The sequence below is a fragment of the Ancylobacter sp. genome (assembly GCF_965279025.1).
Taxonomy (GTDB): Bacteria; Pseudomonadota; Alphaproteobacteria; order Rhizobiales; family Xanthobacteraceae; genus Ancylobacter.
Genome location: NZ_OZ257132.1, coordinates 4,093,326 through 4,117,085, shown reverse-complemented (window position 1 = coordinate 4,117,085; position 23,760 = coordinate 4,093,326). Strand labels below are relative to the sequence as shown.

Genomic DNA, 23,760 nt, shown 5'->3' with positions numbered 1-23,760 from the left:
AACAAAAGCCCCGGAATCGCTTCCGGGGCTTTTTTCATGTCAGGCGACGGGGCGCCACCGTCGAAGAGCGTCAGCTCACGACCTTCTCCGGCACGACCTCGGCGGGGACGCCCCGGCCGGGCAGCAGCGCCAGCGCACGGCCGCGCAGGGCGCTCCAGGTGGTGAAGGCGTTCAGGGTCGAACCCTCCAGCCAGCCAATGCCGGCCGCCGCCAGGAAGGGCAGGCTCTGGATCGCGAGGGCGAAGGCGAACAGGTCGACTTCCACCACCGCGTGCCAGTTGGTCATGCGCAGCACCACGGCGGAGAGCATCAGCCCGGCACCGATCACCGCCTCCGGCAGCGCCGGGAAAGCGCGCGCGGCGTCCGCCAGCCAGGTGCCCTTGGCGGTGCGGGCGAAGGCGAGGTCCTTGTAGCGGAAGCTGTCATAGACCGCCTTCGCCACGGTGAACTGCACGGCCATGGCGGCGAAGGCCGCGCCGATCATGCGGATCGGCGTCGTCGCTACGCGCAGACGGTACAGCGCGATGAAGTGCAGCACATAGATGCCGAAGCAGAACAGGATCGGGATAGTGAGGATGCGCTGCGGCACGGCGATGCCGAAGCCGATCACCACAGGCACCCACAGCAGCGACAGGATCGCCACCAGCGCGCCGACGCTTTCCGAACCAAGCCAGCTCACCCAGCCGATGCTGAACTCGCGGCGCTGCGCCGAGGTGAGGCGGGTGCCGGCATTGGGCAGCATCCGGCGCCAGTGCTTGCGGATGATCTGCATGCCGCCATAGGCCCAGCGGTGGCGCTGCTTCTTGAACGAGGCAAAGTCGTCCGGCAGCAGGCCCCAGCCATAGCGCGCGCTGGTGTAGTGGCTCTTCCAGCCGCGCTCGACGATGGACAGGCCGAGATCGGTGTCCTCGCAGATGGTGTCGCTGGACCAGTCGCCCGCCTCGACCATGGCGGCACGGCGCATGAGGCACATGGTGCCGTGCACGACGATGGCGTCATGCTCGTTGCGCTGGACCATGCCGATGTCGAAGAAGCCGGCATATTCGGTGTTCATCGCCTCGTGCAGGAGGCTGCGATTGGCGTCGCGGTGGTCCTGCGGCGCCTGCACGATGCCGACCGTGGGGTCCTCGAAGGTGGGGACGAGGTCCATCAGCCAGTTCGGGTCGACGACATAATCGGCGTCGATGATGCCGATGATCTCGGCATCCGGCGCGGTCTCGAGCATGGCGCCGCGCAGGGCGCCGGCCTTGAAGCCGGCCACCTTGGGCAGGTTCAGGAACTTGAAACGGTCGCCCAGCGCGCGGCAATGGGCTTCGATCGGCTCCCAATAGGCCGGGTCCGGCGTATTGTTGATGATGACCAGGCACTCGAAATTCGGCCAGTTGAGCCGCGCGACGCTGTCGAGCGTCTGCTTCAGCATCTCCGGCGGTTCTTTATAGGCCGGGATGTGGATCGAGACCTTCGGCATACGCGACAGCGTCGCGGCCGTGTTGGTCTTCTGCAGCAGGCGGCGCGGGGCGCGGCCGAAGGCGATCGTGGCCAGTTCCTCGACCCGGTAGAGCATCACCACCACAAGTGGCACCAGCAGCACCAAGCTGACGACCATGGTCACCATGTTGCCGCCGATGACGTAGTGCGTCAGCCAGTGATCGGTAACGGTGGCGATCCAAGCGCCGGCAAGGCTTCCCGCGCCAACCATCACCACGGCCTGGGTCATGGTGAGGCGGGCGAAGCGGAACACGGGGATCGAGAGGGCGATGCCGAGCAGCAGCGCGATGGCGGCTGTCGCGGTGTAGGTCGACGAGCGGATCGGACCGGAGAGCGGGAATTTCAGCGCGCGGTCGGCGTCGAGCACGCCCCAGTACTGGCCGACGCTGCCCTCGAAGCTCTTCCAGGGCGCGTCGAACGCTTCAATGAGGTTGTACTCGATGCCGAGCGCGTCGGCGCGGGCCGCGAAGGTGCGGATGATCTGCGCCTGCTCGATCTCGCCGGGCACCGCGCTGTCGCGGTTGTAGCCCTGGCTCGGCCAGCCGAATTCGGCGATGACGATGCGCTTGCCGGGATAGGTGGCGCGCAGGCGGTCATAGATCGCGATGGTGTGGTCGACAACCTGCGTGGGCGTTACCCCTTCCCAGTAGGGAAGCATGTGGGCGGCGATATAGTCGACGGCCGATACCAGCTCGGGATGGTCCAGCCAGACGTCCCAGGTTTCTCCCGTCGTCACCGGTACGTTGGTTTCCCGCTTCACGCGGCGGATGGTCTCGATCAACTGCTCGGGCGTACGCTCGGCGCGCAGGATCGACTCGTTGCCGACCACGATGCCGACGACGTTGGAATTCTTCTTGGCGACGTCGATGGCGTTGGTGATCTCGCGCTCGTTGCGCGCCTCGTCCTCGTCCAGCCAGGCGCCGACCGTGGTCTTCAGGCCCTTCTCGCCGGCGATCTTGGCGACAAGGTCGAGATTGCCGGTGGAGGCGTAGGTACGCACCGCGCGCGTATAGGGCGCGACCGCCTCGACATCGGCGCGGATCTGCGCCTCCGTGGTCGGCTCGCCCTTGTCCGGGTTGGCGTCGCGGCCATAAGGCGCGAACGACATGCTTTGGAATCGGTCGGGAACCGCCGGTGCGGAGGCCTCCTCACGCAGCGCCAACCAGACAAAGGCATGGACACACGTCACGACCGCAACAGCAGCGGCAGCGACACGAACGGCGGGGCGCATGAGACAAACCCACGGATAAGGGGAGGCTGACGGGTGGAATATAATACAGTTTCAACGCACGTGCAGCACGCTCTTCGCCGCAATGCGCAATTAGTGCGCCGCGTCTTCCGACAATGCCGCTTCGCTGCTGCAAATGCGTGAAATGGATAATTGTTCCGCACTGTGGCAAGCCGATGTCGCGCCGATGACGCAGCAGCGGCTGTGCCGCGGATTCATTGCGCGGGGGTCGCTGCCGGAGCCGGCGCGGCCGGCGCGGGGGCGTCGGGGTTCACCCAGCAGGCATGCACGCGCTCGGACAGGCGCTCCTGTGCCTTGCTGTCGATGTTTCCCTGCCGGACGAGGCAGCGGAACGCGATCTTGAGGTGCTCGGTGGGGCAGCCGAAACGCTCATAGAGCTCGAGATGGCGGCGCGCCGTGTCGATGTCGTCGCGCCAGAGCAGCATGGCGATGCGCCGCCCGCTCCACACGCATTCCGGCAGGCCGGCATTGCCCGGCAGCTTGGCGGCCTCGGCATATTCCTCGACCGAGCGGCGCTGCGCCTCTTCCTTGGCCTGCTCCTCCGGCGACTTCTGCTCGGCGGGCTTCTGTTCGGGCGCGGCGCTCTGCGCCCACGCGCCCCCCGCTGCCGCGGACATCAGGATCAGGCCGCCGAACAGGGCGGCGGCGAAGGGACGTACGGAGCACAACATGGGGAACACGTCACACGCAAGAGAGGAAACACGGGCCGAGCAGGACACTAGGAGAACCTATCGAATTTGTCAGCATGACGGCACGGGTCCGAACGTTTCCAGAGTGCAAAATTCCGCCTCTTTGCATACGCCTCTTGCGAGCGGGGCAAAGCACCGTTACCCGGCAGGGGTAAACGTGCCGGTCACGCTCACCCGCGGAGATTCCTCGCATGCGACTGCCCCTCGCGCTTGTTGCCCTTGTCGCGATGGCGATCGTCGCCGTCTGGGCGTGGCTCGGGCAGCCGGTCCCGGCACCCGTCGCCCCGCTGGCGGCGGGCGAGAAGCTGCCATGCGTCTCCTATGCGCCGTTTCGTCCCGGCCAGAGCCCGTTCAGCGAGGACGTCGCGTTCTCGCCGGCGCAGATCGACGACGACCTGGAGCGGCTGTCGAAGATCACCCATTGCGTGCGGACCTATTCGTCGATCCAGGCGGGCCTGTCGGCGGTGCCGGAACTGGCGCGCAAGCACGGGTTGACCGTGCTGCAGGGCATCTGGATCGCCGCCGATCCGGTTCGCAACCGGCGGGAGATCGACGCCGGCATCAAGGCGGCGCAGGACTACCCCGACGTGGTGAAGGCGGTCATTGTCGGCAATGAGGTGCTGCTGCGCGGCGAGCAGTCGGCCAACGATATTGCCGGCTTCCTCAAGGAGGTGAAGGCGAAGATCCCGCCGGGTGTGCAGGTGACCTATGCCGATGTGTGGGAATTCTGGGAGCGCAATCGCGGGCTCGCCGACTCGGTCGATTTCGTCACCGTGCACATCCTGCCTTTCTGGGAGGACATGCCGGTGCCGGCCGAGGATTCGGTCGCCCATCTCGGCGAGATCCGCGAGCATGTCGGCGAGATCTTCGCGGGCAAGGACATTCTGATCGGCGAGACCGGCTGGCCGAGCGAGGGGCGCATGCGCGAAGGCGCGCTGCCCTCGCCCTCCAACCAGGCCAACGTGATCCAGGAATTGCTGGCGCTGGCCAAGGCGAAGAACTACCGGCTCAACGTCATCGAAGCGTTCGACCAGCCGTGGAAGCGCGTGCTGGAGGGGACGGTCGGCGGGCACTGGGGGTTCCTCGACGCCTATACGCGCGAGTTCAAGTTCACCTGGGGCGAGCCGCTGTCGGATCACCCGTACTGGACGCTGCAGGCGGCGCTCGGCGTGCTGTTCGCCGGCGGCGTGTTCGCGGTGGCGGGATGGGCCGGGCGGCGGGCCGGCGGGCGGCCGCTGGGACTGCGGGAATGGTCGGCGGTGGCCGGCATCGCCTTCTTCGCCGGGTTGATGATCGGCCGGCTTCTCGCCTCCGTTCCCGCCGAGAGCCTCGGCGTCGGCGGCTGGATACGCGGGGCCGCGCTGGTGGGGCTTGCGGTGCTGGTGCCGCTTGCCTGCGCTGCGGCGATCGGCCGGCGCGCGCGGCTGGTGACGCTGACGCTTGCGCTGAACGACGAGGCGACGCCGGGGGCGCCGTTCTTCGACCGGTGCCTTGCCCTGCTGCTCGCGGCATCCCTCGTGCTCGCGGCGCAGATCGCCTTCGGCCTGGTGTTCGACCCGCGCTACAAGGACTTCCAGTTCGCCGGGCTGACGCCGATCATCACCGCCTTCGCCTTTTATGCCGCCGTCGCCGGCCCGGGGCGTTTCGGCGAGGGGCGCCACGCCGAAAGCATCGCCGCGGCGCTGTTCCTCGCCGGCGGGATCTATGTCGCGGTCAACGAGACGCTGGCGAACTGGCAGGCGCTGTGGACGGGCGGCCTGTTCGTGGTGCTGGCCTTCACTCTCTGGCACCTCGCCACGGCCGGGCGAAGGATATGAGCAGCAGCCCGCCGGCGATGCCGGCAAGGCCGTTATTGTAGATGACCAGCCCGGCGCAGGTGGCCATCAGCGCGAAGGTGAACATCACCAGCGAGGGGCGGATGAGCTGGATGATCGCGGCGACAAGCGCGGCGATGCCGAACACCGAATGGCTGAACAGCATGATGACCAGCGACCGCGTCTCGCAGGTCATGGTTTCCATGCCCCGGCAGGCCAGGCCGACGGCGGACTGCTCGACCAGCGCGTAGCGCATATAGACCGCCCAGCCGAGGGCAAAGGCGCCGAGCGCGATGATGACATTGCTGGCGCGGGCGCCGGGCAGAAAGCTGCGATGGGCCACAGGGACGGTCCTCTCCAACGTTGCTTCTCCGATACGCCCAGATCGCACGCCGTGGCGGGTGGATCAATGCGCCATGGGCCGTGGCGCGGGCCCCCGGCGGGTGGCGAGCACCACCCCGCCGAGGATCAGCACGAATCCCGCCGCGTGGAAGAGGTGGAGTTCCTCGCCCAGCAGCAGCACGGCCATGAGAACGCCATAGACCGGCAGAAGGTAGAGGAACATCGCCGTCACCGGCGCGCCTGCTACCCTCACGCAATACTGGAAGAGGCCGAAGGCGAGGACGGAGGGGAAGATCGCCAGAAACACGATGGCGGCCCAGGCCTCCAGCGTCGCCGGCTGCTGCGCGCCGTTCACCGTCTCCCACAGCGCGAGCGGCGCGAGCAGTAGCATTCCCGCGATGGCGTTGGCGGCGAAGGCCGTCTGGCCGCCGAGCCGGCTCACCGGCCCCTGCCGCAGCATCAACGAATAGGACGCCCAGGCGATTGCGGCGACGAGTACGCCGAGGTCGCCGATGTTGAATTCCATCGCCAGCACCCGCCCCGGCTCGCCATGCACGGTGATCAGCGCGATGCCGGCGAAGCCCGCGAGCGAGCCGACGATCTGGATGATCGGCAGCATCCGCCGTTTCAGCAGCGCGTCGAGAATGACGACCATGATGGTGGAGGTGGTGTAGATCAGCGTCGCATTGGTCGCGCTGGTATGTTTGAGCGCGACATAGACATTGCCGCCGCACAGCACCATGCCGAGACAGCCGAGCAGCAGGATGCGCCACCATTCCCGGCGCAGCAGGTGCCGGTGGCGCAGCAGGGCACCCCCGGTGAAGGGCAGCAGCACCGCCACTGCGATCAGCCAGCGCCAGAAGGCCAGCGACCAGGGTGGCACCACATCCACCACCGCGCGGCCGACGATGAGGTTGGTCGAGAAGAACAGCGGCATCGCCAGCAGCGACAGCACCGCCCATGGATCATGGGTGAAGGAAGGCGGGGAATCGGGGCGCGCGTCGGGAGGCTGGTCCATGGCGCGCGGTGATACACGCTTCCCATGACGCCGTCGCGTGCCGGCGCAAGCCCGGCGCCGGCTCCCTTTTCCATGCGGGCGTGGCAGGCTAGATAGCGCGGGCCGGGTCTTCGCGTCCCGGCGTCACGCCCGACCTCGCCCTTGTCCTTTCGGAGTTCGCCGATGCGCCAGCTTCTCGTCATCGTCCTCGCCGCCGGCGAGGGCACGCGCATGCGCTCCGCCATGCCGAAGGTGCTGCACGCGGTGGCCGGCCGGCCGATGGTCTCCCATGTGCTCGACGCCGCGCTGGCGGCCGGCGCCGCGCGGATCGCCGTGGTGATCGGCCCCGACCACGACAGGGTAGCCGCCGAGGTGCGCCGCGTGGCGCCCGAGGCGGAGGTGTTCGTGCAGGCCGAACGGCGGGGCACCGCCCATGCGGTGCTGGCAGCGCGGGCGGCGCTGGAGCGCGGCTATGACGATGTCGTCGTGATGTATGGCGACACGCCGCTGGTGCGGCCGGAAACCCTCGACGCGCTGCGGGCGCCGCTGGCCGAGGGGGCGGCCGTCGCCGTGCTCGGCTTCCGCCCCGCCGACCCCACCGGCTATGGCCGCCTGGTGACCGGGGGAGGCGGCGAGCTTCTCGCCATTCGCGAGGAGAAGGATGCCAGCGCCGGGGAGCGGGCCATCGGCCTGTGCAATGCCGGGCTGATGGCGCTGGACGGGCGCGCGGCGCTCGACCTGCTCGACCGCGTCGACGATGCCAACGCCAAGAAGGAATTCTATCTGACCGACACGGTGGCCATCGCCCGCGGGCTCGGGAGGACGGCGGCCGTCTGCGAGGTCGCCGCCGAGGACGTCTCGGGCGTCAACAGCCGCGCCCAGCTCGCCGAGGCCGAGGCGACCCTGCAGCGGCGCCTGCGGGCGAAGGCACTGGAGGCGGGCGTCACGCTGGTGGCGCCGGACACGGTGTTCCTCTCAAGCGACACCCGCTTCGGCCGCGATGTCGTTGTGGAACCGAATGTTTTCTTCGGGCCGGGCGTGCGTGTCGAGGACGGCGCCACCATCCGCGCCTTCAGCCATGTCGAGGGGGCCCATGTCGGGCCGGGCGCCATTGTCGGCCCGTTTGCCCGCCTGCGCCCGGGAGCGGAACTGGGGCAGGGGGTTCATGTCGGAAACTTCGTGGAGATCAAGGCGGCGGATCTGGCGCCGGGGGTGAAGGTGAACCACCTCTCCTATGTCGGGGATTCCAGCGTCGGGGCGAATACCAATATCGGCGCCGGCACCATCACCTGCAATTATGACGGCTTCCGCAAGCACCGCACCACCATCGGCGCCAATGCCTTTATCGGCACCAACAGCCTGCTGGTGGCACCGGTCAGCGTCGGCGACGGCGCCTATATCGGCACCGGCTCGGTCATCACCGACGATGTGCCGGCGGACGCCCTGGCCATCGGCCGGGCGCGGCAGGTCAACAAGCCGGGACTGGCGGCGCGGTTGCGGGCGCGGCTCTCGGCGGGGCTGGCGCCCAAGAATTGACGCGAAAGGCGCGATACGAAGCGACATTGGAATTGATTTCGACGGTTCGGTGACGGGCGGTTAAACCCGGAACCGTAGCTTCGCGGATCGTCGCTTCACGGAAAGGCCCGGCTCATGTGTGGAATCATCGGCATTGTCGGTACGGCACCGGTCGCCGACCGGCTGGTCGAGTCGCTGCGGCGGCTGGAATATCGCGGCTATGATTCCGCCGGCATCGCCGCGCTGGAAGGGGGGCACATCTCCCGCCGCCGCGCCGAGGGCAAGCTGCGCAATCTCGACGCGGTGCTGCGCGAGGCGCCGCTGGAGGGATGCATCGGTATCGGCCACACGCGCTGGGCCACCCATGGCAAGCCCAGCGTCGCCAATGCCCACCCGCACGCCACGACCGAGGTGGCGGTGGTCCATAACGGCATCATCGAGAATTTCCGCGAGCTGCGCGACGAACTGCGCGGAACCGGCGCCAATTTCGAGAGCGAGACTGACACCGAGGTCGTCGCCCATCTGGTGACCCGCGAGCTTCGCGGCGGGCTCAGCCCGGTCGACGCGGTGGCGGCGACGCTGCCGCGTCTGCAGGGGGCGTTCGCGCTGGCCTTCCTTTTCGACGGCGACGAGGATCTGCTGATCGGCGCCCGCAAGGGCAGCCCGCTCGCCATCGGCTACGGCAAGGGCGAGATGTATCTTGGCTCCGACGCCATCGCGCTCGCGCCCTTCACCGACACCATTTCCTATCTCGAAGACGGCGATTGGGCGGTGCTGCGCCGGCAGGGCATCGACATCCGCGATTCGTCCAATCACCGCGTCGAGCGCGCGGTGCAGAAGACGACCGCGACGGCCTTCCTGGTCGAGAAGGGGAATTTCCGCCACTTCATGGCCAAGGAGATGCACGAGCAGCCCGAGGTGGTGGCGCACACGCTGGCGCATTATCTCGACATGGCGAACGAGACCGTGCAACTGCCGGAGCTGCCCTTCGACTTCGCGAAGCTGGAGCGCGTGTCGATCGCCGCCTGCGGCACCGCCTATTATGCCGGGCTGATCGCCAAATACTGGTTCGAGCGCTATGCGCGGCTGTCGGTGGAGATCGATGTCGCCTCAGAGTTCCGGTATCGCGAGGCGCCGCTGCCGGCCAATGGCCTCGCCATCGTCATCTCGCAATCGGGCGAGACCGCCGACACCCTCGCCTCGCTACGCTATGCCGGGCAGGAAAAGCAGCACCTGCTGGCGGTGGTGAATGTGCCGACCTCGACCATTGCCCGCGAGGCGCACGCCGTGCTGCCGACGCTGGCGGGGCCGGAGATCGGGGTCGCCTCCACCAAGGCTTTCACCTGCCAGCTGGCGACACTGGCCGCACTCGCGGTGGCGGCTGGGCGGGCGCGCGGCGTGCTCTCGGCCGAGGAGGAGCGAGGGCTCGTCCACGCGCTGGTCGAGGTGCCGCGCCTGATGAACCGGGCGCTGGACCTCGGCCCGGAGATCGAGCATCTCGCCCGCACCTTCGCCAAGACCAAGGACGTGCTCTATCTCGGCCGCGGCACCTCCTTCCCGCTGGCGATGGAAGGCGCACTGAAGCTGAAGGAAATTTCCTACATCCACGCCGAGGGCTACGCCGCCGGCGAGCTGAAGCACGGGCCGATCGCGCTGATCGACGAGAACATGCCCGTCGTGGTCATCGCCCCGCATGACGGCGTGTTCGAGAAGACCATGTCCAACATGCAGGAAGTGGCGGCGCGCGGCGGGCGCATCATCCTCATCACCGATGAGACTGGCGCTAAGCACGCGGCGCTGGAGACCGAGGCGACGCTGGTTCTGCCGGACATGAACCCGTTCGTGACGCCGCTGGTCTACGCCATTCCCATCCAGCTGCTCGCTTACCATACGGCAGTGGTGATGGGCACAGACGTCGACCAGCCGCGCAACCTCGCCAAATCGGTGACGGTGGAGTAGCGGAGGGAGTGCACTTTTAGATTGCATTATACGTCGTCGGTACTAGGATGAGGCCTTTCAGGGGGCGCTTATGGACGACAGTATTCTCGGAACAACCTTTCAGTATGGGTTCTACGCGTTACTGACGCTATTTAACCTCGCTGTGCAGCTTCTTGGTTTAGTGGGCTTCGCGATAACTCTTCTCGTTAAGAAGTTTGCAGCTGAGTTTGCGCGGAATAGTGCAGAGCCGGTGGCTCAGAGCCAGCGAATTGATCATGCTATCGCTGAATCTGAAGCGGAGATTCTGAAGGATTTAAACGGCAAGGAGCCTTTTGGGCGTGTGATTGGTATTGTGGAATGTCAGCTATATTATTATGCATTGATGACAACGCCATCTTTGATAAGCCCAATACTGATATTTAAAGCATTCAGTAATTGGCTTTCCTTCAAGGCGGATAATACGCCGGACGGCGAAGCGAAAAGTATTCGTACTCTGGCTAGATTCTATTCTTATGCCATCGGAAATTTTATATCTCTGGCGTGGGCAATATTTTCTTTTGAATTGGCTCGCATTCTCATTCAAAAGTACGAACCCTTGAGGGCGTTTGTCTGGTTGAACTAGTTCAGTTGCCGCGGGGTGCATCCCCGCAGCGATTGGCGCGACGATCCGACGTACTGATTGTAGCGGCATCTGGCGCTGGCGGTGAGGCATTAGCGATGCCGCCCTCTAATGGTGGCGTCTCTCACCCCCGCCCGCGATAAGGCGCCACGCCCTGGTCCGGCAGCCACACGCCTTCCAGCGGGGCCCCGCTCTGCCAGAACACGTCGATGGGAATGCCGCCGCGCGGGTACCAATAGCCGCCGATGCGCAGCCAGCGGGGCGCCAGCAGATCGCGCAGCCGCAGGCCGATGGCCACTGTGCAGTCCTCGTGGAAGGCGCCGTGGTTGCGGAAGCTTCCGAGATAGAGCTTCAGCGACTTCGATTCGACCAGCCAGCCATCGGGCACGTAGTCGATCACCAGATGGGCAAAGTCGGGCTGTCCGGTCTCCGGGCAGAGCGAGGTGAATTCCGGCACGGTGAAGCGCGCGACATAGTTCGTGCCCGGGTGGGGGTTGGGCACCCGGTCGAGCACGGCTTGCTCGGGAGAGGCCGGCAGCGAGGTGGCGCGGCCGAGCTGCATCGTGCCGCCATTGGGGTCGTTCATGGAGGGCTCCTGTGGGCAGGGGAGGTCGGGCGATATCGCTGGCACCTCTTTCGCATGTCACATCGCCGGAGTAGAAGCGCCTCGACCATCCTGGCCGAGTTGAGAATTGGGGAAACGCATGACCGCCATCGTCGATATCGTTGGGCGCGAAATCCTGGACAGCCGCGGCAATCCCACCGTCGAGGTGGATGTGATGCTGGAAGACGGCTCGCAGGGCCGCGCCGCCGTTCCCTCCGGCGCCTCCACCGGCGCGCATGAGGCCGTCGAGCTGCGCGACGGCGACAAGGGGCGCTATCTCGGCAAGGGTGTGCTGAAGGCGGTCGAGGCCGTGAATGGCGAGATCTTCGACGCCATTGGCGGCATGGATGCCGAGGACCAGCCGGCGATCGACCAGATCCTCATCGAGCTGGACGGCACGCCCAACAAGGCGCGTCTCGGCGCCAACGCCATTCTCGGCGTCTCGCTGGCGCTGGCCAAGGCGGCGGCGTCGGCCCGCGACCTGCCGCTCTACCGCTATGTCGGCGGCGTCAATGCCCGCACGCTTCCGGTGCCGATGATGAACATCATCAATGGCGGCGCCCATGCCGACAACCCGATCGACTTCCAGGAATTCATGATCCTGCCGGTCGGCGCCCCCACCTTCGCGGAAGGCCTGCGCACCGGCGCGGAAATCTTCCACACGCTGAAGAAGGCGCTGAAGGATGCCGGCCACAACACCAATGTCGGCGACGAAGGCGGCTTCGCCCCGAACCTGCCGTCGGCCGACGCGGCGCTGGCCTTCGTGGTCAAGGCGATCGAGACCGCCGGCTACAAGCCGGGCGAGGACGTGTTCATCGGCCTCGACTGCGCCTCGACCGAGTTCTTCAAGAACGGCAAGTATGACTATGAGGGCGAAGGCGTCGTGCGCGATATCGAGGCGCAGGTGAAGTACCTGGCCGATCTCGTCGCCCGCTACCCGATCTGCACGGTAGAGGACGGCATGGGCGAGGACGATTGGGAGGGCTGGAAGCTGCTCACCGACACCATCGGCTCCAAGTGCCAGCTGGTGGGCGACGACCTGTTCGTCACCAATGTCGACCGCCTGTCCGCCGGCATCAAGCAGGGCGTCGCCAACTCGATCCTGGTCAAGGTCAACCAGATCGGGACGCTGACCGAGACACTCAACGCGGTCGAGATGGCCCACAAGGCCGGCTATACGGCGGTGATGTCGCATCGTTCGGGCGAGACCGAGGATTCGACCATCGCCGACCTCGCGGTCGCCACCAATTGCGGGCAGATCAAGACCGGCTCGCTGGCCCGCTCCGACCGTACCGCCAAGTACAACCAGCTGCTGCGCATCGAGCAGGAGCTCGGCCCGCAGGCGATCTATGCCGGCCGTTCGGCGATCAAGTCGCTCGCCTGAGACAACGCCGTCGACGCGTAAAAAAGGCCTCCGTCCTCGCGGGCGGGGGCCTTTTCGTTGGGGGCTGCATTGTGGCTGCCGGGCCGCCTTATCGCTTCAGCCGCTCGTATTCTGCCGCCAGCTGTGCCAGGTCGGGCGGGGGGGTGGCGTCGGGCTCGATGACCCCGCCGCTTATTTCAAGCGCGACGATGGGCCAGAGGCGCTCCACCAGCGCGGGAACCTCCTCGGGCGGCACGGCGGCCAGATGTGCGTCGATCGCGCAAAGCGCGCGGGCACGTTCCTCAACATTCCTGTTCATCATCAGGCCTCCGTGTGTCCGGCTAGACGCCGGAACCACCGGGGAAGCTGCTCCGGTTCAGACCACGGCGTTGCGTCACGCTGGCTTGCAGTCAAACCGTAACACCACCACCCCCGGCGGATTGTTCACAAACACACGCTCCGGGCCGGCAATGTTTACCGCGTCCCTCACATTCCCGACATCGCACTACCTTTCGCCCCGTGGAGCGATACCGTTCCGGCCGGCGCCCGCATCATCGTTAACGGAGCCTCAACCGGCCTTGGCTAGGCTGCGTCGCATGATCATACGCACGCGCTGGCGCTCCTTTTTCCAGACCGTCACCCTGCATCTCGGGGCGGCGGCTCTCGTCGGGTATTTCGCCTTTCAGGGCTATAATGGCCAGTACGGGCTGCTGGCCCGCCGAACCTTCGAGCAGCAGCATGCCGACCTCACGCAGGAGCGGGACCGGCTGCATGCGCAGAGGCTGGCGCTTCAGGCCAAGGTCCGGCTCCTGTCGCCCGAGCTGGTGGATGCCGACATGCTGGACGAGCAGGCGCGGGCCCTTTTGAACCTCGTTCACCCCAAGGATCTGGTGCTTTTGCGGGTTCCTGCTGCACCGCAAGCGCAATGACCGAAATTTCATCCGCAAGGTAAATTCGTGGCATGCCAGAGGGATACCGTTAGGAAATTGCGGAGTTCCAGATGCTTAACTTGATTTGAGCTAAACCACCAGTTCAACTCAAATTCAGTTCAAAAGCGGAAACCATTGCGCCTACAACATGTTGTGCGGCGCAGCATTGCGTTGCGCGCGTAGCGCGGGTGGCCAAGGTGCGTTATTAAGCTCTTCGACTTTGTCCCGAGCTGAGGATGCGCCATGGTAGTCGCCGCCAACAAATCGGCCGTCGGAAGAGCCGCCACCCCGAAAGCGCCGGCGAAGGCCGCGGCCAAGAGCCAGGCGCGGCGTTCGGACAGAATGGCGGCCGTTCCCGAGTTCACCAAGGCCGAGGAACTCGACGCCTATCGCCGGATGCTTGAAATCCGCCGCTTCGAGGAAAAGGCCGGCCAGCTCTACGGCATGGGCCTGATTGGCGGCTTCTGCCACCTCTATATCGGCCAGGAGGCCGTGGTGGTCGGCATGCAGGCGGCCCTCAAGGAGGGCGACCAGGTCATTACCGGCTATCGCGACCATGGCCACATGCTGGCTTGCGGCATGGACCCCAAGGGCGTGATGGCCGAACTGACCGGGCGCCGTGGCGGCTATTCCAAGGGCAAGGGCGGCTCCATGCACATGTTCAGCACGGAGAAGGGGTTCTTCGGCGGCCATGGCATCGTCGGCGCGCAGGTCTCGCTCGGCACCGGCCTCGCCTTCGCCAACCACTACCGCGACAATGGCGGCGTTACTCTGGCCTATTTCGGCGACGGTGCTGCCAATCAGGGCCAGGTCTATGAGAGCTTCAACATGGCGGAGCTGTGGAAGCTCCCGGTGGTCTACATCATCGAAAACAACAAATACGCCATGGGCACCTCGGTGAACCGCGCTTCCGCGCAGACCGATTTCTCCAAGCGCGGCGCCTCCTTCAACATTCCCGGCGAACAGGTCGACGGCATGGATGTGCGGGCGGTGAAGGCGGCCGGCGAGCGGGCGGTGGAATTCGCGCGCGGCGGCAAGGGCCCCTACATCCTCGAAATGCTCACCTACCGCTATCGCGGCCACTCCATGTCCGACCCGGCCAAGTACCGGTCGAAGGAGGAGGTGCAGAAGATGCGTACCGAGCACGACCCGATCGAGCAGGTGCGCAACCGTCTTCTCGAAAAGAAGTGGGCGACCGAGGACGAACTCAAGGCGATCGACGCCACGCTGCGCGACCAGATGAACGCGGCGGCCGATTTCGCCAGCGCCGACCCGGAGCCGGACCCGTCCGAGCTCTACACCGACATCCTGCGCTGAGCGCGCGCGGATGCTGGTTGAATTCTTCTGGGTCGCTCTGGTCGCCGGAGTCTCGTCGGCGGTGGTGCTCTGGGTGCTCGCGGCACGCATCGCCCTCGGCATACTTCGTGCCGCCGGGGAGAGCCCGCTGGGTTATCTGCCGGGCCTGCTCTGGCCTTTCGGGGTCCGGCAATCGCCCGCCGCTTCGCCTGCCGACGCGACCAAGCTCAACAAGATGTTGGTCGCCTTCTTCGCCGCCCTTCTCGTCGCCATCGCCTCGATGGCCGTCTACAGCAACCTGACGTTCGTGCTTCCGGCACCGACGCAGTGACGCGCGAATTCGACGCACGTTTCTTTGGGGAACGCCGCCATGCCGACCGAAGTTCTGATGCCTGCCCTGTCTCCGACCATGGAGAAGGGCAACCTCGCCAAGTGGCTCAAGAAAGAGGGCGACACGGTCAAGTCCGGCGACGTCATCGCCGAGATCGAGACCGATAAGGCCACGATGGAAGTCGAGGCCATCGACGAGGGCACGCTCGGCAAGATCCTGGTGCCCGAAGGCACGCAGGATGTCGCGGTGAACACGCCGATCGCCGTCATCCTGGCCGATGGCGAGGACGCGGGCGCGATCGGCACGCCGAGCCCGCAGGCTGCCGAATCGGCGCCGCCTGCCGCAACGGCCCCGATGGAGCCTTCTCCAGTAGCCGCGGCCGCCCCGGCGACGCCGGCTATCGTCAATTCCGCCGTCGCGTCGCCGCCCCAGCCGGAGACGGTGCTGGAGCCGGACGTGCCCGAGGGCACGGAATTCATCAACCAGACCATGCGCGAGGCGCTGCGCGACGCCATGGCCGAGGAGATGCGCCGCGACGGCGACGTCTTCGTGATGGGCGAGGAAGTCGCCGAATATCAGGGCGCCTACAAGATCACCCAGGGGCTGCTGCAGGAATTCGGCGCGCGCCGGGTCATCGACACGCCGATCACCGAGCACGGCTTCGCCGGCGTCGGCGTCGGTGCGGCGATGGCCGGGCTGAAGCCCATCGTCGAGTTCATGACCTTCAACTTCGCCATGCAGGCAATCGACCAGATCATCAATTCCGCCGCCAAGACGCTCTATATGTCCGGCGGGCAGATCACCTGCTCCATCGTGTTCCGTGGACCGAACGGCGCCGCCGCCCGCGTCGCCGCCCAGCACAGCCAGGACTACACCTCCTGGTACAGCCACATCCCCGGCCTCAAGGTGGTGGCGCCCTACACGGCGGCCGACGCCAAGGGCCTGCTGAAGTCGGCGATCCGCGACCCCAACCCGATCATCTTCCTCGAGAACGAAATCCTCTACGGCCATTCCTCGCCGGTGCCGAAGCTCGACGACTTCACCGTGCCGATCGGCAAGGCGAAGATCGCCCGCGCCGGCAAGGACGTGACGCTGGTGGCATGGTCGATCGGCATGAACTACGCGCTGAAGGCCGCCGAGGAACTCGCCAAGCTCGGCATCGAGGCCGAGGTGATCGACCTGCGCACCATCCGCCCGATGGATGTCGAGACCATCGTCGCCTCGGTCAAGAAGACCGGGCGCTGCGTGACGGTCGAGGAAGGCTGGCACCAGTCGGGCGTCGGCTCTGAAATCGTTGCCCAGCTGATGGAGAAGGCGTTCGACTATCTCGACGCCCCCGTGCTGCGCGTCAGCGGCAAGGACGTTCCCATGCCCTATGCCGCCAATCTCGAAAAGCTGGCCTTGCCGTCGGTGCAGGACGTCGTCGACGCCGCACGAGCCGTCACCTATCGCTGAGGCCGGAGAAGCGCCATGCCCGTCGAAATCCTGATGCCGGCCCTGTCTCCCACCATGGAGAAGGGCAATCTCGCCAAATGGCTGAAGAAGGAGGGCGACAAGGTTGCCCCCGGCGACGTCATTGCCGAGATCGAGACCGACAAGGCCACGATGGAAGTCGAGGCCATCGACGAGGGCACGCTGGCGAAAATCCTGGTGCCGGAAGGCACCGCCGATGTGCCGGTGAACCAGCTCATCGCGGTGCTCGCCACCGAAGGCGAGGACGTGAAGGCGGTCGCCGCCGCCGGTGGTGGTGCGGCGCCCGCCAAGGCGGAGGCGCCGACAGAGGCGCCCAAGGCTGAGGCTGCTCCGGCGGAAGCCCCCAAGACCGGGGCCCCCAAGACTGAGACGCCCGAGGCGCCGAAGGCCGAGGCGCACGCTGCAGCGCCGGCCCCGGCTGCCGCTTCCGGCGAGCGGGTGTTTGCCTCGCCGCTGGCGCGTCGCCTGGCCAAGGACAAGGGTGTCGACCTGTCGGGCGTCAAGGGCTCGGGCCCGCATGGCCGCATCGTCGCCGCCGATGTCGAGACCGCCCCGGCGCGCGGTGCTGCCAAGGCCGCGCCGGCTGCCGCGCCCGCCTCCGCTCCCGCGCCGGCTTCTGCGCCTGCGGCTGCGCCGGTGTCGAACAGCGCGTTGCTGGAGCAGGTGAAGGCCTATTACGAGCCCGGCACCTACGAGGAAGTGCCGCTCGACGGCATGCGCCGGGTCATCGCCCAGCGCATGGCCGAGGCCCGCCAGACGGTGCCGACCTTCTACCTCACCGTCGATTGCGACGTCGACGCGCTCTTGAGGCTGCGCGAGGAACTGAACAAGGCCGCCCCGGAGAAGGACGGCAAGGCCGCCTACAAGCTCTCGGTCAATGATTTCGTCATCAAGGCCTATGCGCTCGCCTTCCAGCAGGTGCCGGATGCCAACCAGGTGTGGGGCGGCGACCGCTACCTCAAGCTGAAGCATTCCGATATCGGCGTCGCGGTGGCAATCGACGGCGGCAAGGGCCTGCTCACGCCGATCATCCGCAAGGCCGAGACCAAGACCCTCTCCGCGATTTCCAACGAAACCCGCGAACTCGCCAACCGCGCCCGCAACAAGAAGCTGGCGCCGGGGGAATATCAGGGTGGCTCGTCGGCGATTTCCAATCTCGGCATGTTCGGGATCAAGGATTTCACCGCGATCATCAACCCGCCGCACGCCACCATCCTCGCGGTGGGTGCCAGCGAGCAGCGGGCCGTGGTGAAGAAGGGCGAGCTGGCGGTTGCCACCGTGATGACCGTCACGATCTCCTGCGATCACCGGGTGATGGACGGCGCCATGGGCGCGCAGCTCATCGGCGCGTTCAAGCAGATCATCGAAAAGCCGATGTCGATGCTGGTCTGAGGAGCGATCATGGCAAACGCATACGACCTCCTCATCATCGGCTCCGGCCCCGGCGGCTATGTCGGCGCCATCCGCGCCGCCCAGCTTGGCCTCAAGGTCGGTGTCATCGAGAAGACCCATATCGGCGGCATCTGCCCGAACTGGGGCTGCATCCCGGCCAAGGCGCTGCTGCGCTCGGCCGAGATCTTCCACTATATCGAGCACGCCAAGGATTACGGCCTCGTCGCCGAGAAGACCGGCGTCGATATCTCCGGCGTGGTGAAGCGCTCGCGCGGCATCGCGGCGCAGATGAGCAATGGCGTCGGCTTCCTGCTGAAGAAGAACAAGGTCGACGTGATCTGGGGGCAGGCGACCCTCACCGCGCCCGGCAAGGTCACCGTCGCCGCTTCCGCCGAGCCGGCGCCCAAGGGCGCGCTGCCGGCGGGAGAGTACACCGCCAAGAACATCATCATCGCCACCGGCGCCCGCCCGCGCGCGCTGCCGGACATCGAGCCGGACAAGAAGCTGATCTGGACCTATTTCGAGGCGCTGGCCCCGGCCAGCGTGCCGAAATCGCTGCTGATCATGGGCTCGGGCGCCATCGGCGTCGAATTCGCGTCCTTCTACAAGGCAATGGGCTCGGACGTGACCATCGTCGAGCTGCTGCCGCAGATCCTGCCCGTCGAGGACGCCGAGATCGCCGAGCATGCCCGCAAGCGCTTCGAGAAGCAGGGCATCAAGATCCTCACCGGCGCCAAGGTCTCCAAGGTGGTGAAGGGCGCCGACAACGTCACCGCCACCGTCGAGACGGCGGACGGCAAGGTGCAGACCCTGACCGCCGACCGGCTGATCTCCGCCGTGGGTGTCGTCGGCAACATCGAGAATCTCGGGCTCGAGGCGCTCGGCGTGAAGACCGATCGCGGCTGCGTGGTGGTGGATGGCCTGTGCCGGACCAATGTGCCCGGCGTCTGGGCGATCGGCGATGTTGCCGGCCCGCCCATGCTGGCGCACAAGGCCGAGCATGAGGGCGTGATCGCCGCCGAGGCCATTGCCGGCAAGCATGCCCACCCCATGGACAAGCTGATGATTCCCGGCTGCACCTATTGCATGCCGCAGGTCGCCTCCGTCGGCCTCACCGAGGCGAAGGCGAAGGAGGCCGGCTATGAACTCAAGGTCGGCCGCTTCCCCTTCATCGGCAATGGCAAGGCCGTGGCGCTGGGCGAACCGGACGGGCTGGTGAAGACCATCTTCGACGCCAAGACCGGGCGGCTGCTCGGCGCACATCTGGTGGGCGCGGAGGTCACCGAACTCATCCAGGGCTTCGTGCTGGCGATGAATCTGGAGACCACCGAGGAAGAGCTCATCAACGCGGTCTTCCCGCACCCCACGGTTTCTGAAACGATGCATGAGAGCGTGCTCAGTGCCTATGGGCGCGCGATACATATCTAGTCCGGGCATTGTGCCCGGCGGCGGGAGCCTTCCATGGAAGCGGATACCTATGCGGCCCTGAACCAGCCGGGCGTCGGCTGGTTCGCCATGATCATCATCGGTCTCCTCGCCGGCTGGATCGCCGAGAGGGTGACGGACAGCGACCATGGGTTGTTCTCCAACCTCATCTTCGGCCTGATCGGCGCGTTTCTCGGCAAGTACCTCGCCGAGATGGCGGCCGTGCCGGTGTTCGGCTTCTTCCGCACCCTGATCGCCGCCACCATCGGCGCCATCATCGTGCTGTTCCTGTGGCGGAAGATTCGCGGGCGGTGAACGGCGCCTCGCCGGCGGCCATGCGTGCGACACGGGGCGGGTGCCTGCGCCGCCCCCTTTCGCGAGTGCGTCGCGAGGCTTAACTGTAGGGCAACCGGCTCGCGCCGACCGTGTCGATGCAGCCAGCGGAAAGCCAATGGTCGTCGTTCTGAATACCCTCAACCGTGCTCTCGAAAAGCCCCGCCACCCGGAAAAGGCGATGCGGGCGGAATCGCCCGTGCTGAAGAAGCCGGACTGGATCCGCGTGCGCGCGCCCGGCACGCCGGGCTGGCAGGAGACGGCCAATATCGTCCGCGCCAACGGTCTCGTCACCGTGTGCGAGGAGGCGAGCTGCCCCAATATCGGCGAGTGCTGGCAGAAGAAGCACGCCACCTTCATGATCATGGGCGACACCTGCACGCGGGCCTGCGCCTTCTGCAATGTGCGCACCGGCATGCCCGGCCCGCTGGACATGGACGAGCCGCAGAAGGTGGCGGACGCCGTCGCCAAGTTGGGGCTTGAGCATGTCGTCGTCACCTCGGTCGACCGCGACGACCTTACCGATGGCGGGGCGGAGCATTTCGCCCGCACCATTCGCGCCATTCGCGCCACCAGCCCGAAGACGACGATCGAAATCCTTACGCCCGACTTCCTGCGCAAGGACGGGGCGCTGGAGGTGGTGGTGGCGGCGCGGCCGGACGTGTTCAACCATAATCTCGAATGCGTGCCCTCGCTCTATCTCAAGGTGCGGCCGGGCGCGCGCTACTTCCATTCGTTGCGCCTGCTGCAGCGGGTGAAGGAGCTGGACCCGACGATCTTCACCAAGTCCGGCATCATGGTCGGCCTGGGCGAGGTGCGGCACGAGGTGCTGCAATTGATGGACGATCTGCGCTCAGCCGAGATCGACTTCATGACCATTGGCCAGTACCTGCAGCCCACCCGCAAGCATCACCCGGTGATGGCGTTCATCACCCCTGAGGACTTCAAGTCCTATGAGACGGTGGCCTATGCCAAGGGCTTTCTCATGGTCTCGTCGAGCCCGCTGACGCGCTCCTCCCACCATGCGGGCGAGGATTTCGCCCGGCTGCGCGCGGCGCGGGTGGCCCGGGCCGGGGCGCCGGCGCTTGTGCCCGCCTGAACGATGCCGTCCTTCAGCAACAAGCGGCGCGTGCGCCACTCCGCGGCCGAGATGTTCGATCTGGTGGCAGATGTGGAGCGCTACCCGGAATTCGTGCCGCTCTGCGAGAGTCTGCATGTGCGCCGGCGGGTGGCGAGCGGGGAGGGCGTCGACATCCTCGTCGCCGATATGAGCGTGGCCTACAAGATGTTCCGCGAGAGTTTTGCCAGCCGGGTGACGCTCGACCGGCCGCGCCTTTCCATCGTCGTGGAGTATCTCGACGGCCCCTTCAGCCGGCTGGAGAACCGCTGGACCTTCCGGCCGCTGGAAGACGGTGCCTGCGACGTGGAGTTCTTTATATCCTACGAATTCCGCTCGCGTACGCTCGGCCTGCTGATGGGGGCGATGTTCGATGCCGCCTTCCGGCGCTTCGCCGAGGCGTTCGAGGCCCGGGCCGATGAGGTCTACCGGCAACCGAAGCTGGCCGGGCTTTAGCGCTGCGACATCTGCCCGTCGGCCGAAGGCCGCGCCGGCGCTTCATGCGCCGCGCGTGATTCGGGCTCCCGGATCATCAGCCAATAAGGGCCGCGTTCGCCCGCCGGCTTGAAGCCCTTTCGCCGATAGAGGCTCCGGGCGCGATTGAACTTCTCGACATGGAGGGAGGAAAGGCAACCGCGCCGGTCTGCCGCCGCGCATACCATGTCGAGCAGCGCCCCACCCAGGCCCTGATTGCGGACCTCCGGCAGGAGGCTGATATCGACGATGCGGTGTTCGCTCGCCGCTTCATGGACATAGAGCCGGCCGATCGGCACGCTGCGGCGTTCGACGATCAGAAAGACCGCGTCGGGACAGGCGCGGGCGTAATGGGCGACCTGAAAGCGGAACTGCTCCGCGAGGAACGCGCGCCGGAAGCTATCCGTCCAGCCGCTGTCATCGAACGCCGGCCATCGGACGCTCTCGAACAGAGCGGCGAGGAAGGGGACATCCTCGGGAGTCTCCGGCCGCAGCGCGACACCGAAGCCGGCGAGGGCATCGGGCGCGGTCCATCGATGCGGATCAGGCTGAGATTGGGCGCACACGGGCAAACTCAGTCTTTCATGGGATAGATGCCCTGCAGGGCAATGCAGAATCGCAGGGCGAGATAGGGCTGCCTGTTCTCATGCGCCGCGCCGCCGCCGGTGAGCGCGACCGTGGAGATGGCCAAGGTCGTATCGGTCGGATCGGTGCCGGGCACATAACCCTCGACGACCGACGTGGCGCCCTCGACCAGAAAGCGGCCGATAAAGGCGTTAGAAGTGGGCACGTCCGTGAGGCGCGTCTTGTCCGAACCGTTGAACGTCGAGACACGATGGCGGTGCGCCGGCACCTGATCCTTGCCGAGCGGTACGGCGGCCGCGCCGGTGGTCGAGCCAAGTTGCGCCGGCGTCAGGCCGGGCCCGGTCCCGGCGCACAAGGGTGCGCGGCCGGTGAGGTTGGGAAGTGCAAAGCTCTGGTTTCCGGACGAGCCATAGCTATGGCCGATGACACTGAAAAGAAGGTCGTGCTGGCCGATGCTCAACAGGCGGCCATCGCAGTCGGCCCATTCTTTCGGTGCGAAATTGAAGGGAAACAGGCGTATCTCGCCGATAAACGGATCCATCGGGATCGTCCTTCAGTCTTGAACGGGAAATTCCCCGGATGTTGCGATGATGAATGTGATGGAGAAGGCCGGCATGCGGTTGTCGTGCGCGGCCCCCATCCCGCCGGGAAGGCCGTAGGATGTGCCGAGAGTGTCTTCGTTCAGCTGCCGCTCGGTGAAGCCGGTGGCATTGGCAACATAGGGCAAGCCCCTGGGGGCACTGGGGTTCGGTGACGTCGCGGCGGCATAGACGCGATCCGGCCCGGGCACGGCGCTCGCCGCCGGCAACGTCGATGCCATGAGGGCATGGCTGTGCGCCGGAAGATGCTGCGTCTCGACAGTTGCGGCCTCTTCACCGCCAGACGCTCCAAGCACGCGCCGCGTCAGGCCGGTGCCTTGCCCGCCTCCCACGGGAAGCCGCCCCCGCAGGTCGGGCAGCGCGAAATTGTTCACGCCATCGCCACCCCATGTCCTGCCGAGGACGGCAAAGAGAGCGTAGTTATCGCTCAACGGAATTAATCTGCCGTCGCAAGGTAGCCAACCGACCGGAGCAAAGCCCCCGCCGAACATGCGGATTTCCCCGACATATGCGTCAGTCACGCGTTCCTCCCTTGTGTAGTTATAGTAAGATCTTGAATATTAATGCGCAGACTTTTATGTGGCGATAAATAAATTCGATATTTTCAGTAGTAATGAAAATTACGGTCTGGGCGGAAATAAGCCCGTCATGCATATGCAGAAATTAATCACGGCGAAGGGCTGCATGTTGTTATGTGCGGCAACAGGCGTCGCCCCGCTCTCGCCGATGGTGCGGCTATTGAGAGATATGAGCGCGCCGGCTGAAGAGGCAGGCTTGAACAAGTAGCGGGGATTGTGCGCCGCGAGGTCGTCGGTGTTGGCAGCGGCGACGTGCCCGTTGCTGGCGTTTCCGGTCGCCCCCACTTTGGTGCAGGCATGGAAGCTGTGCGTATGGGCCGGTAGTTCCTGCGCGGTGAGAGCAACCGCCTCAGCGCCCCCCATGTCTCCCACCTCGTATAGCCGCCCTTGCCTGTCGTCGCCCCAGCAGAGCGGGACGCGGCCGCGCAGATCCGGCAGGGCAAAATTTGTGATTCCATCCCCGCCAAATCTCGTCCCCAGCAGACTGAAGAGCGCAGAGAACGGACGGATGGGGAGGATCGCGCCATCGGCGAGCCGCCAGCCCCCGGGAATGGCGCCAAAGGCGAACAGGCGCAGTTCACCCAGAAACCCGTCACTCATGGTGGTCCTC

At 66.1% G+C, this 23,760-nt stretch carries 24 protein-coding genes; 14 read left to right on the top strand and 10 right to left on the bottom strand.

Annotated features, from left to right (window positions below; genetic code table 11):
* Positions 1-70: 70 nt before the first annotated feature.
* Together ACQY76_RS19200 and ACQY76_RS19195 are read right to left on the bottom strand one after the other, a co-directional pair.
* On the bottom strand, positions 71-2,596 hold the full coding sequence (locus ACQY76_RS19200) for a glycosyltransferase (RefSeq protein WP_428030291.1): 2,526 nt from the start codon (positions 2,594-2,596) through the stop codon (positions 71-73).
* A gap of 335 nt (positions 2,597-2,931) precedes the next feature.
* Positions 2,932-3,408 (bottom strand): hypothetical protein, encoded by a 477-nt coding sequence (locus tag ACQY76_RS19195; RefSeq protein ID WP_428030290.1) that lies wholly within the window; start codon positions 3,406-3,408, stop codon positions 2,932-2,934.
* 209 nt (positions 3,409-3,617) lie between these two features.
* On the opposite strand from ACQY76_RS19195, the gene ACQY76_RS19190 reads away from it, so the two are divergent.
* Positions 3,618-5,243: a beta-1,6-glucan synthase gene (locus ACQY76_RS19190; protein WP_428030289.1), complete on the top strand. Its 1,626-nt coding sequence runs from the start codon at positions 3,618-3,620 to the stop codon at positions 5,241-5,243.
* On the opposite strand, the gene ACQY76_RS19185 is transcribed toward ACQY76_RS19190, so the two are convergent.
* Together ACQY76_RS19185 and ACQY76_RS19180 are read right to left on the bottom strand one after the other, a co-directional pair.
* On the bottom strand, positions 5,203-5,583 hold the full coding sequence (locus ACQY76_RS19185) for a hypothetical protein (RefSeq protein WP_428030288.1): 381 nt from the start codon (positions 5,581-5,583) through the stop codon (positions 5,203-5,205). The two genes, ACQY76_RS19190 and ACQY76_RS19185, sit on opposite strands and share 41 nt — an antisense overlap.
* Positions 5,584-5,646: 63 nt before the next feature.
* Complete coding sequence (locus tag ACQY76_RS19180; protein ID WP_428030287.1) at positions 5,647-6,600, bottom strand: DMT family transporter; 954 nt, start codon at positions 6,598-6,600, stop codon at positions 5,647-5,649.
* 162 nt (positions 6,601-6,762) lie between these two features.
* On the opposite strand from ACQY76_RS19180, the gene glmU reads away from it, so the two are divergent.
* The 3 genes from glmU to ACQY76_RS19165 all read left to right on the top strand — a co-directional run bounded on the left by glmU (position 6,763) and on the right by ACQY76_RS19165 (position 10,654).
* Positions 6,763-8,115 (top strand): bifunctional UDP-N-acetylglucosamine diphosphorylase/glucosamine-1-phosphate N-acetyltransferase GlmU, encoded by a 1,353-nt coding sequence (glmU, locus tag ACQY76_RS19175; RefSeq protein WP_428030286.1) that lies wholly within the window; start codon positions 6,763-6,765, stop codon positions 8,113-8,115.
* 114 nt (positions 8,116-8,229) lie between these two features.
* Positions 8,230-10,053, top strand: a complete 1,824-nt coding sequence (gene glmS, locus ACQY76_RS19170; RefSeq protein WP_428030285.1) for a glutamine--fructose-6-phosphate transaminase (isomerizing) — start codon at positions 8,230-8,232, stop codon at positions 10,051-10,053.
* Positions 10,054-10,123: 70 nt separating this feature from the next.
* A complete protein-coding gene (locus ACQY76_RS19165) occupies positions 10,124-10,654 on the top strand; it encodes a hypothetical protein (RefSeq protein ID WP_428030284.1) in 531 nt (176 codons plus the stop codon).
* 121 nt (positions 10,655-10,775) lie between these two features.
* On the opposite strand, the gene queF is transcribed toward ACQY76_RS19165, so the two are convergent.
* A complete protein-coding gene (queF, locus tag ACQY76_RS19160; protein WP_428030283.1) occupies positions 10,776-11,237 on the bottom strand; it encodes a preQ(1) synthase in 462 nt (153 codons plus the stop codon).
* A 118-nt stretch (positions 11,238-11,355) separates the two neighbouring features.
* Between queF and eno the strand changes: the two genes are divergently transcribed.
* Complete coding sequence (gene eno / locus ACQY76_RS19155; RefSeq protein ID WP_428030282.1) at positions 11,356-12,639, top strand: phosphopyruvate hydratase; 1,284 nt, start codon at positions 11,356-11,358, stop codon at positions 12,637-12,639.
* 88 nt (positions 12,640-12,727) lie between these two features.
* On the opposite strand, the gene ACQY76_RS19150 is transcribed toward eno, so the two are convergent.
* Positions 12,728-12,940, bottom strand: coding sequence for a hypothetical protein (locus tag ACQY76_RS19150; RefSeq protein WP_428030281.1), 213 nt, complete (start codon positions 12,938-12,940; stop codon positions 12,728-12,730).
* A 274-nt stretch (positions 12,941-13,214) separates the two neighbouring features.
* On the opposite strand from ACQY76_RS19150, the gene ACQY76_RS19145 reads away from it, so the two are divergent.
* From ACQY76_RS19145 to ACQY76_RS19105, 9 genes are all read left to right on the top strand, one after another.
* Positions 13,215-13,547 (top strand): FtsB family cell division protein, encoded by a 333-nt coding sequence (locus ACQY76_RS19145; protein ID WP_428030280.1) that lies wholly within the window; start codon positions 13,215-13,217, stop codon positions 13,545-13,547.
* 342 nt (positions 13,548-13,889) lie between these two features.
* Positions 13,890-14,864 carry a pyruvate dehydrogenase (acetyl-transferring) E1 component subunit alpha gene (pdhA, locus tag ACQY76_RS19140; RefSeq protein WP_428030279.1) on the top strand — a complete coding sequence of 325 codons (975 nt, stop codon included), beginning with the start codon at positions 13,890-13,892 and terminating at the stop codon, positions 14,862-14,864.
* 10 nt (positions 14,865-14,874) lie between these two features.
* Positions 14,875-15,174 carry a hypothetical protein gene (locus ACQY76_RS19135; RefSeq protein ID WP_428030278.1) on the top strand — a complete coding sequence of 100 codons (300 nt, stop codon included), beginning with the start codon at positions 14,875-14,877 and terminating at the stop codon, positions 15,172-15,174.
* 39 nt (positions 15,175-15,213) lie between these two features.
* Positions 15,214-16,629: a pyruvate dehydrogenase complex E1 component subunit beta gene (locus ACQY76_RS19130; RefSeq protein WP_428030277.1), complete on the top strand. Its 1,416-nt coding sequence runs from the start codon at positions 15,214-15,216 to the stop codon at positions 16,627-16,629.
* A 15-nt stretch (positions 16,630-16,644) separates the two neighbouring features.
* Positions 16,645-18,039 carry a pyruvate dehydrogenase complex dihydrolipoamide acetyltransferase gene (locus ACQY76_RS19125; RefSeq protein ID WP_428030276.1) on the top strand — a complete coding sequence of 465 codons (1,395 nt, stop codon included), beginning with the start codon at positions 16,645-16,647 and terminating at the stop codon, positions 18,037-18,039.
* Between the two features lie 9 nt (positions 18,040-18,048).
* Positions 18,049-19,467: a dihydrolipoyl dehydrogenase gene (gene lpdA, locus ACQY76_RS19120; RefSeq protein WP_428030275.1), complete on the top strand. Its 1,419-nt coding sequence runs from the start codon at positions 18,049-18,051 to the stop codon at positions 19,465-19,467.
* 33 nt (positions 19,468-19,500) lie between these two features.
* Positions 19,501-19,779, top strand: coding sequence for a GlsB/YeaQ/YmgE family stress response membrane protein (locus tag ACQY76_RS19115; protein WP_428030274.1), 279 nt, complete (start codon positions 19,501-19,503; stop codon positions 19,777-19,779).
* A gap of 136 nt (positions 19,780-19,915) precedes the next feature.
* Positions 19,916-20,896 (top strand): lipoyl synthase, encoded by a 981-nt coding sequence (gene lipA, locus ACQY76_RS19110; protein ID WP_428030273.1) that lies wholly within the window; start codon positions 19,916-19,918, stop codon positions 20,894-20,896.
* A 3-nt stretch (positions 20,897-20,899) separates the two neighbouring features.
* Positions 20,900-21,370 (top strand): type II toxin-antitoxin system RatA family toxin, encoded by a 471-nt coding sequence (locus tag ACQY76_RS19105; protein WP_428030272.1) that lies wholly within the window; start codon positions 20,900-20,902, stop codon positions 21,368-21,370.
* Here the strand turns inward: ACQY76_RS19105 and ACQY76_RS19100 are convergent.
* The 4 genes from ACQY76_RS19100 to ACQY76_RS19085 all read right to left on the bottom strand — a co-directional run bounded on the left by ACQY76_RS19100 (position 21,367) and on the right by ACQY76_RS19085 (position 23,750).
* A complete protein-coding gene (locus tag ACQY76_RS19100; RefSeq protein WP_428033059.1) occupies positions 21,367-21,954 on the bottom strand; it encodes a GNAT family N-acetyltransferase in 588 nt (195 codons plus the stop codon). The genes ACQY76_RS19105 and ACQY76_RS19100 overlap by 4 nt on opposite strands.
* A gap of 8 nt (positions 21,955-21,962) precedes the next feature.
* Positions 21,963-22,514: a phage tail protein gene (locus ACQY76_RS19095; RefSeq protein ID WP_428030271.1), complete on the bottom strand. Its 552-nt coding sequence runs from the start codon at positions 22,512-22,514 to the stop codon at positions 21,963-21,965.
* Between the two features lie 12 nt (positions 22,515-22,526).
* On the bottom strand, positions 22,527-23,093 hold the full coding sequence (locus ACQY76_RS19090) for a phage tail protein (RefSeq protein ID WP_428030270.1): 567 nt from the start codon (positions 23,091-23,093) through the stop codon (positions 22,527-22,529).
* Positions 23,094-23,192: 99 nt separating this feature from the next.
* Positions 23,193-23,750, bottom strand: a complete 558-nt coding sequence (locus ACQY76_RS19085) for a phage tail protein (protein WP_428030269.1) — start codon at positions 23,748-23,750, stop codon at positions 23,193-23,195.
* Positions 23,751-23,760 lie beyond the last annotated feature (10 nt).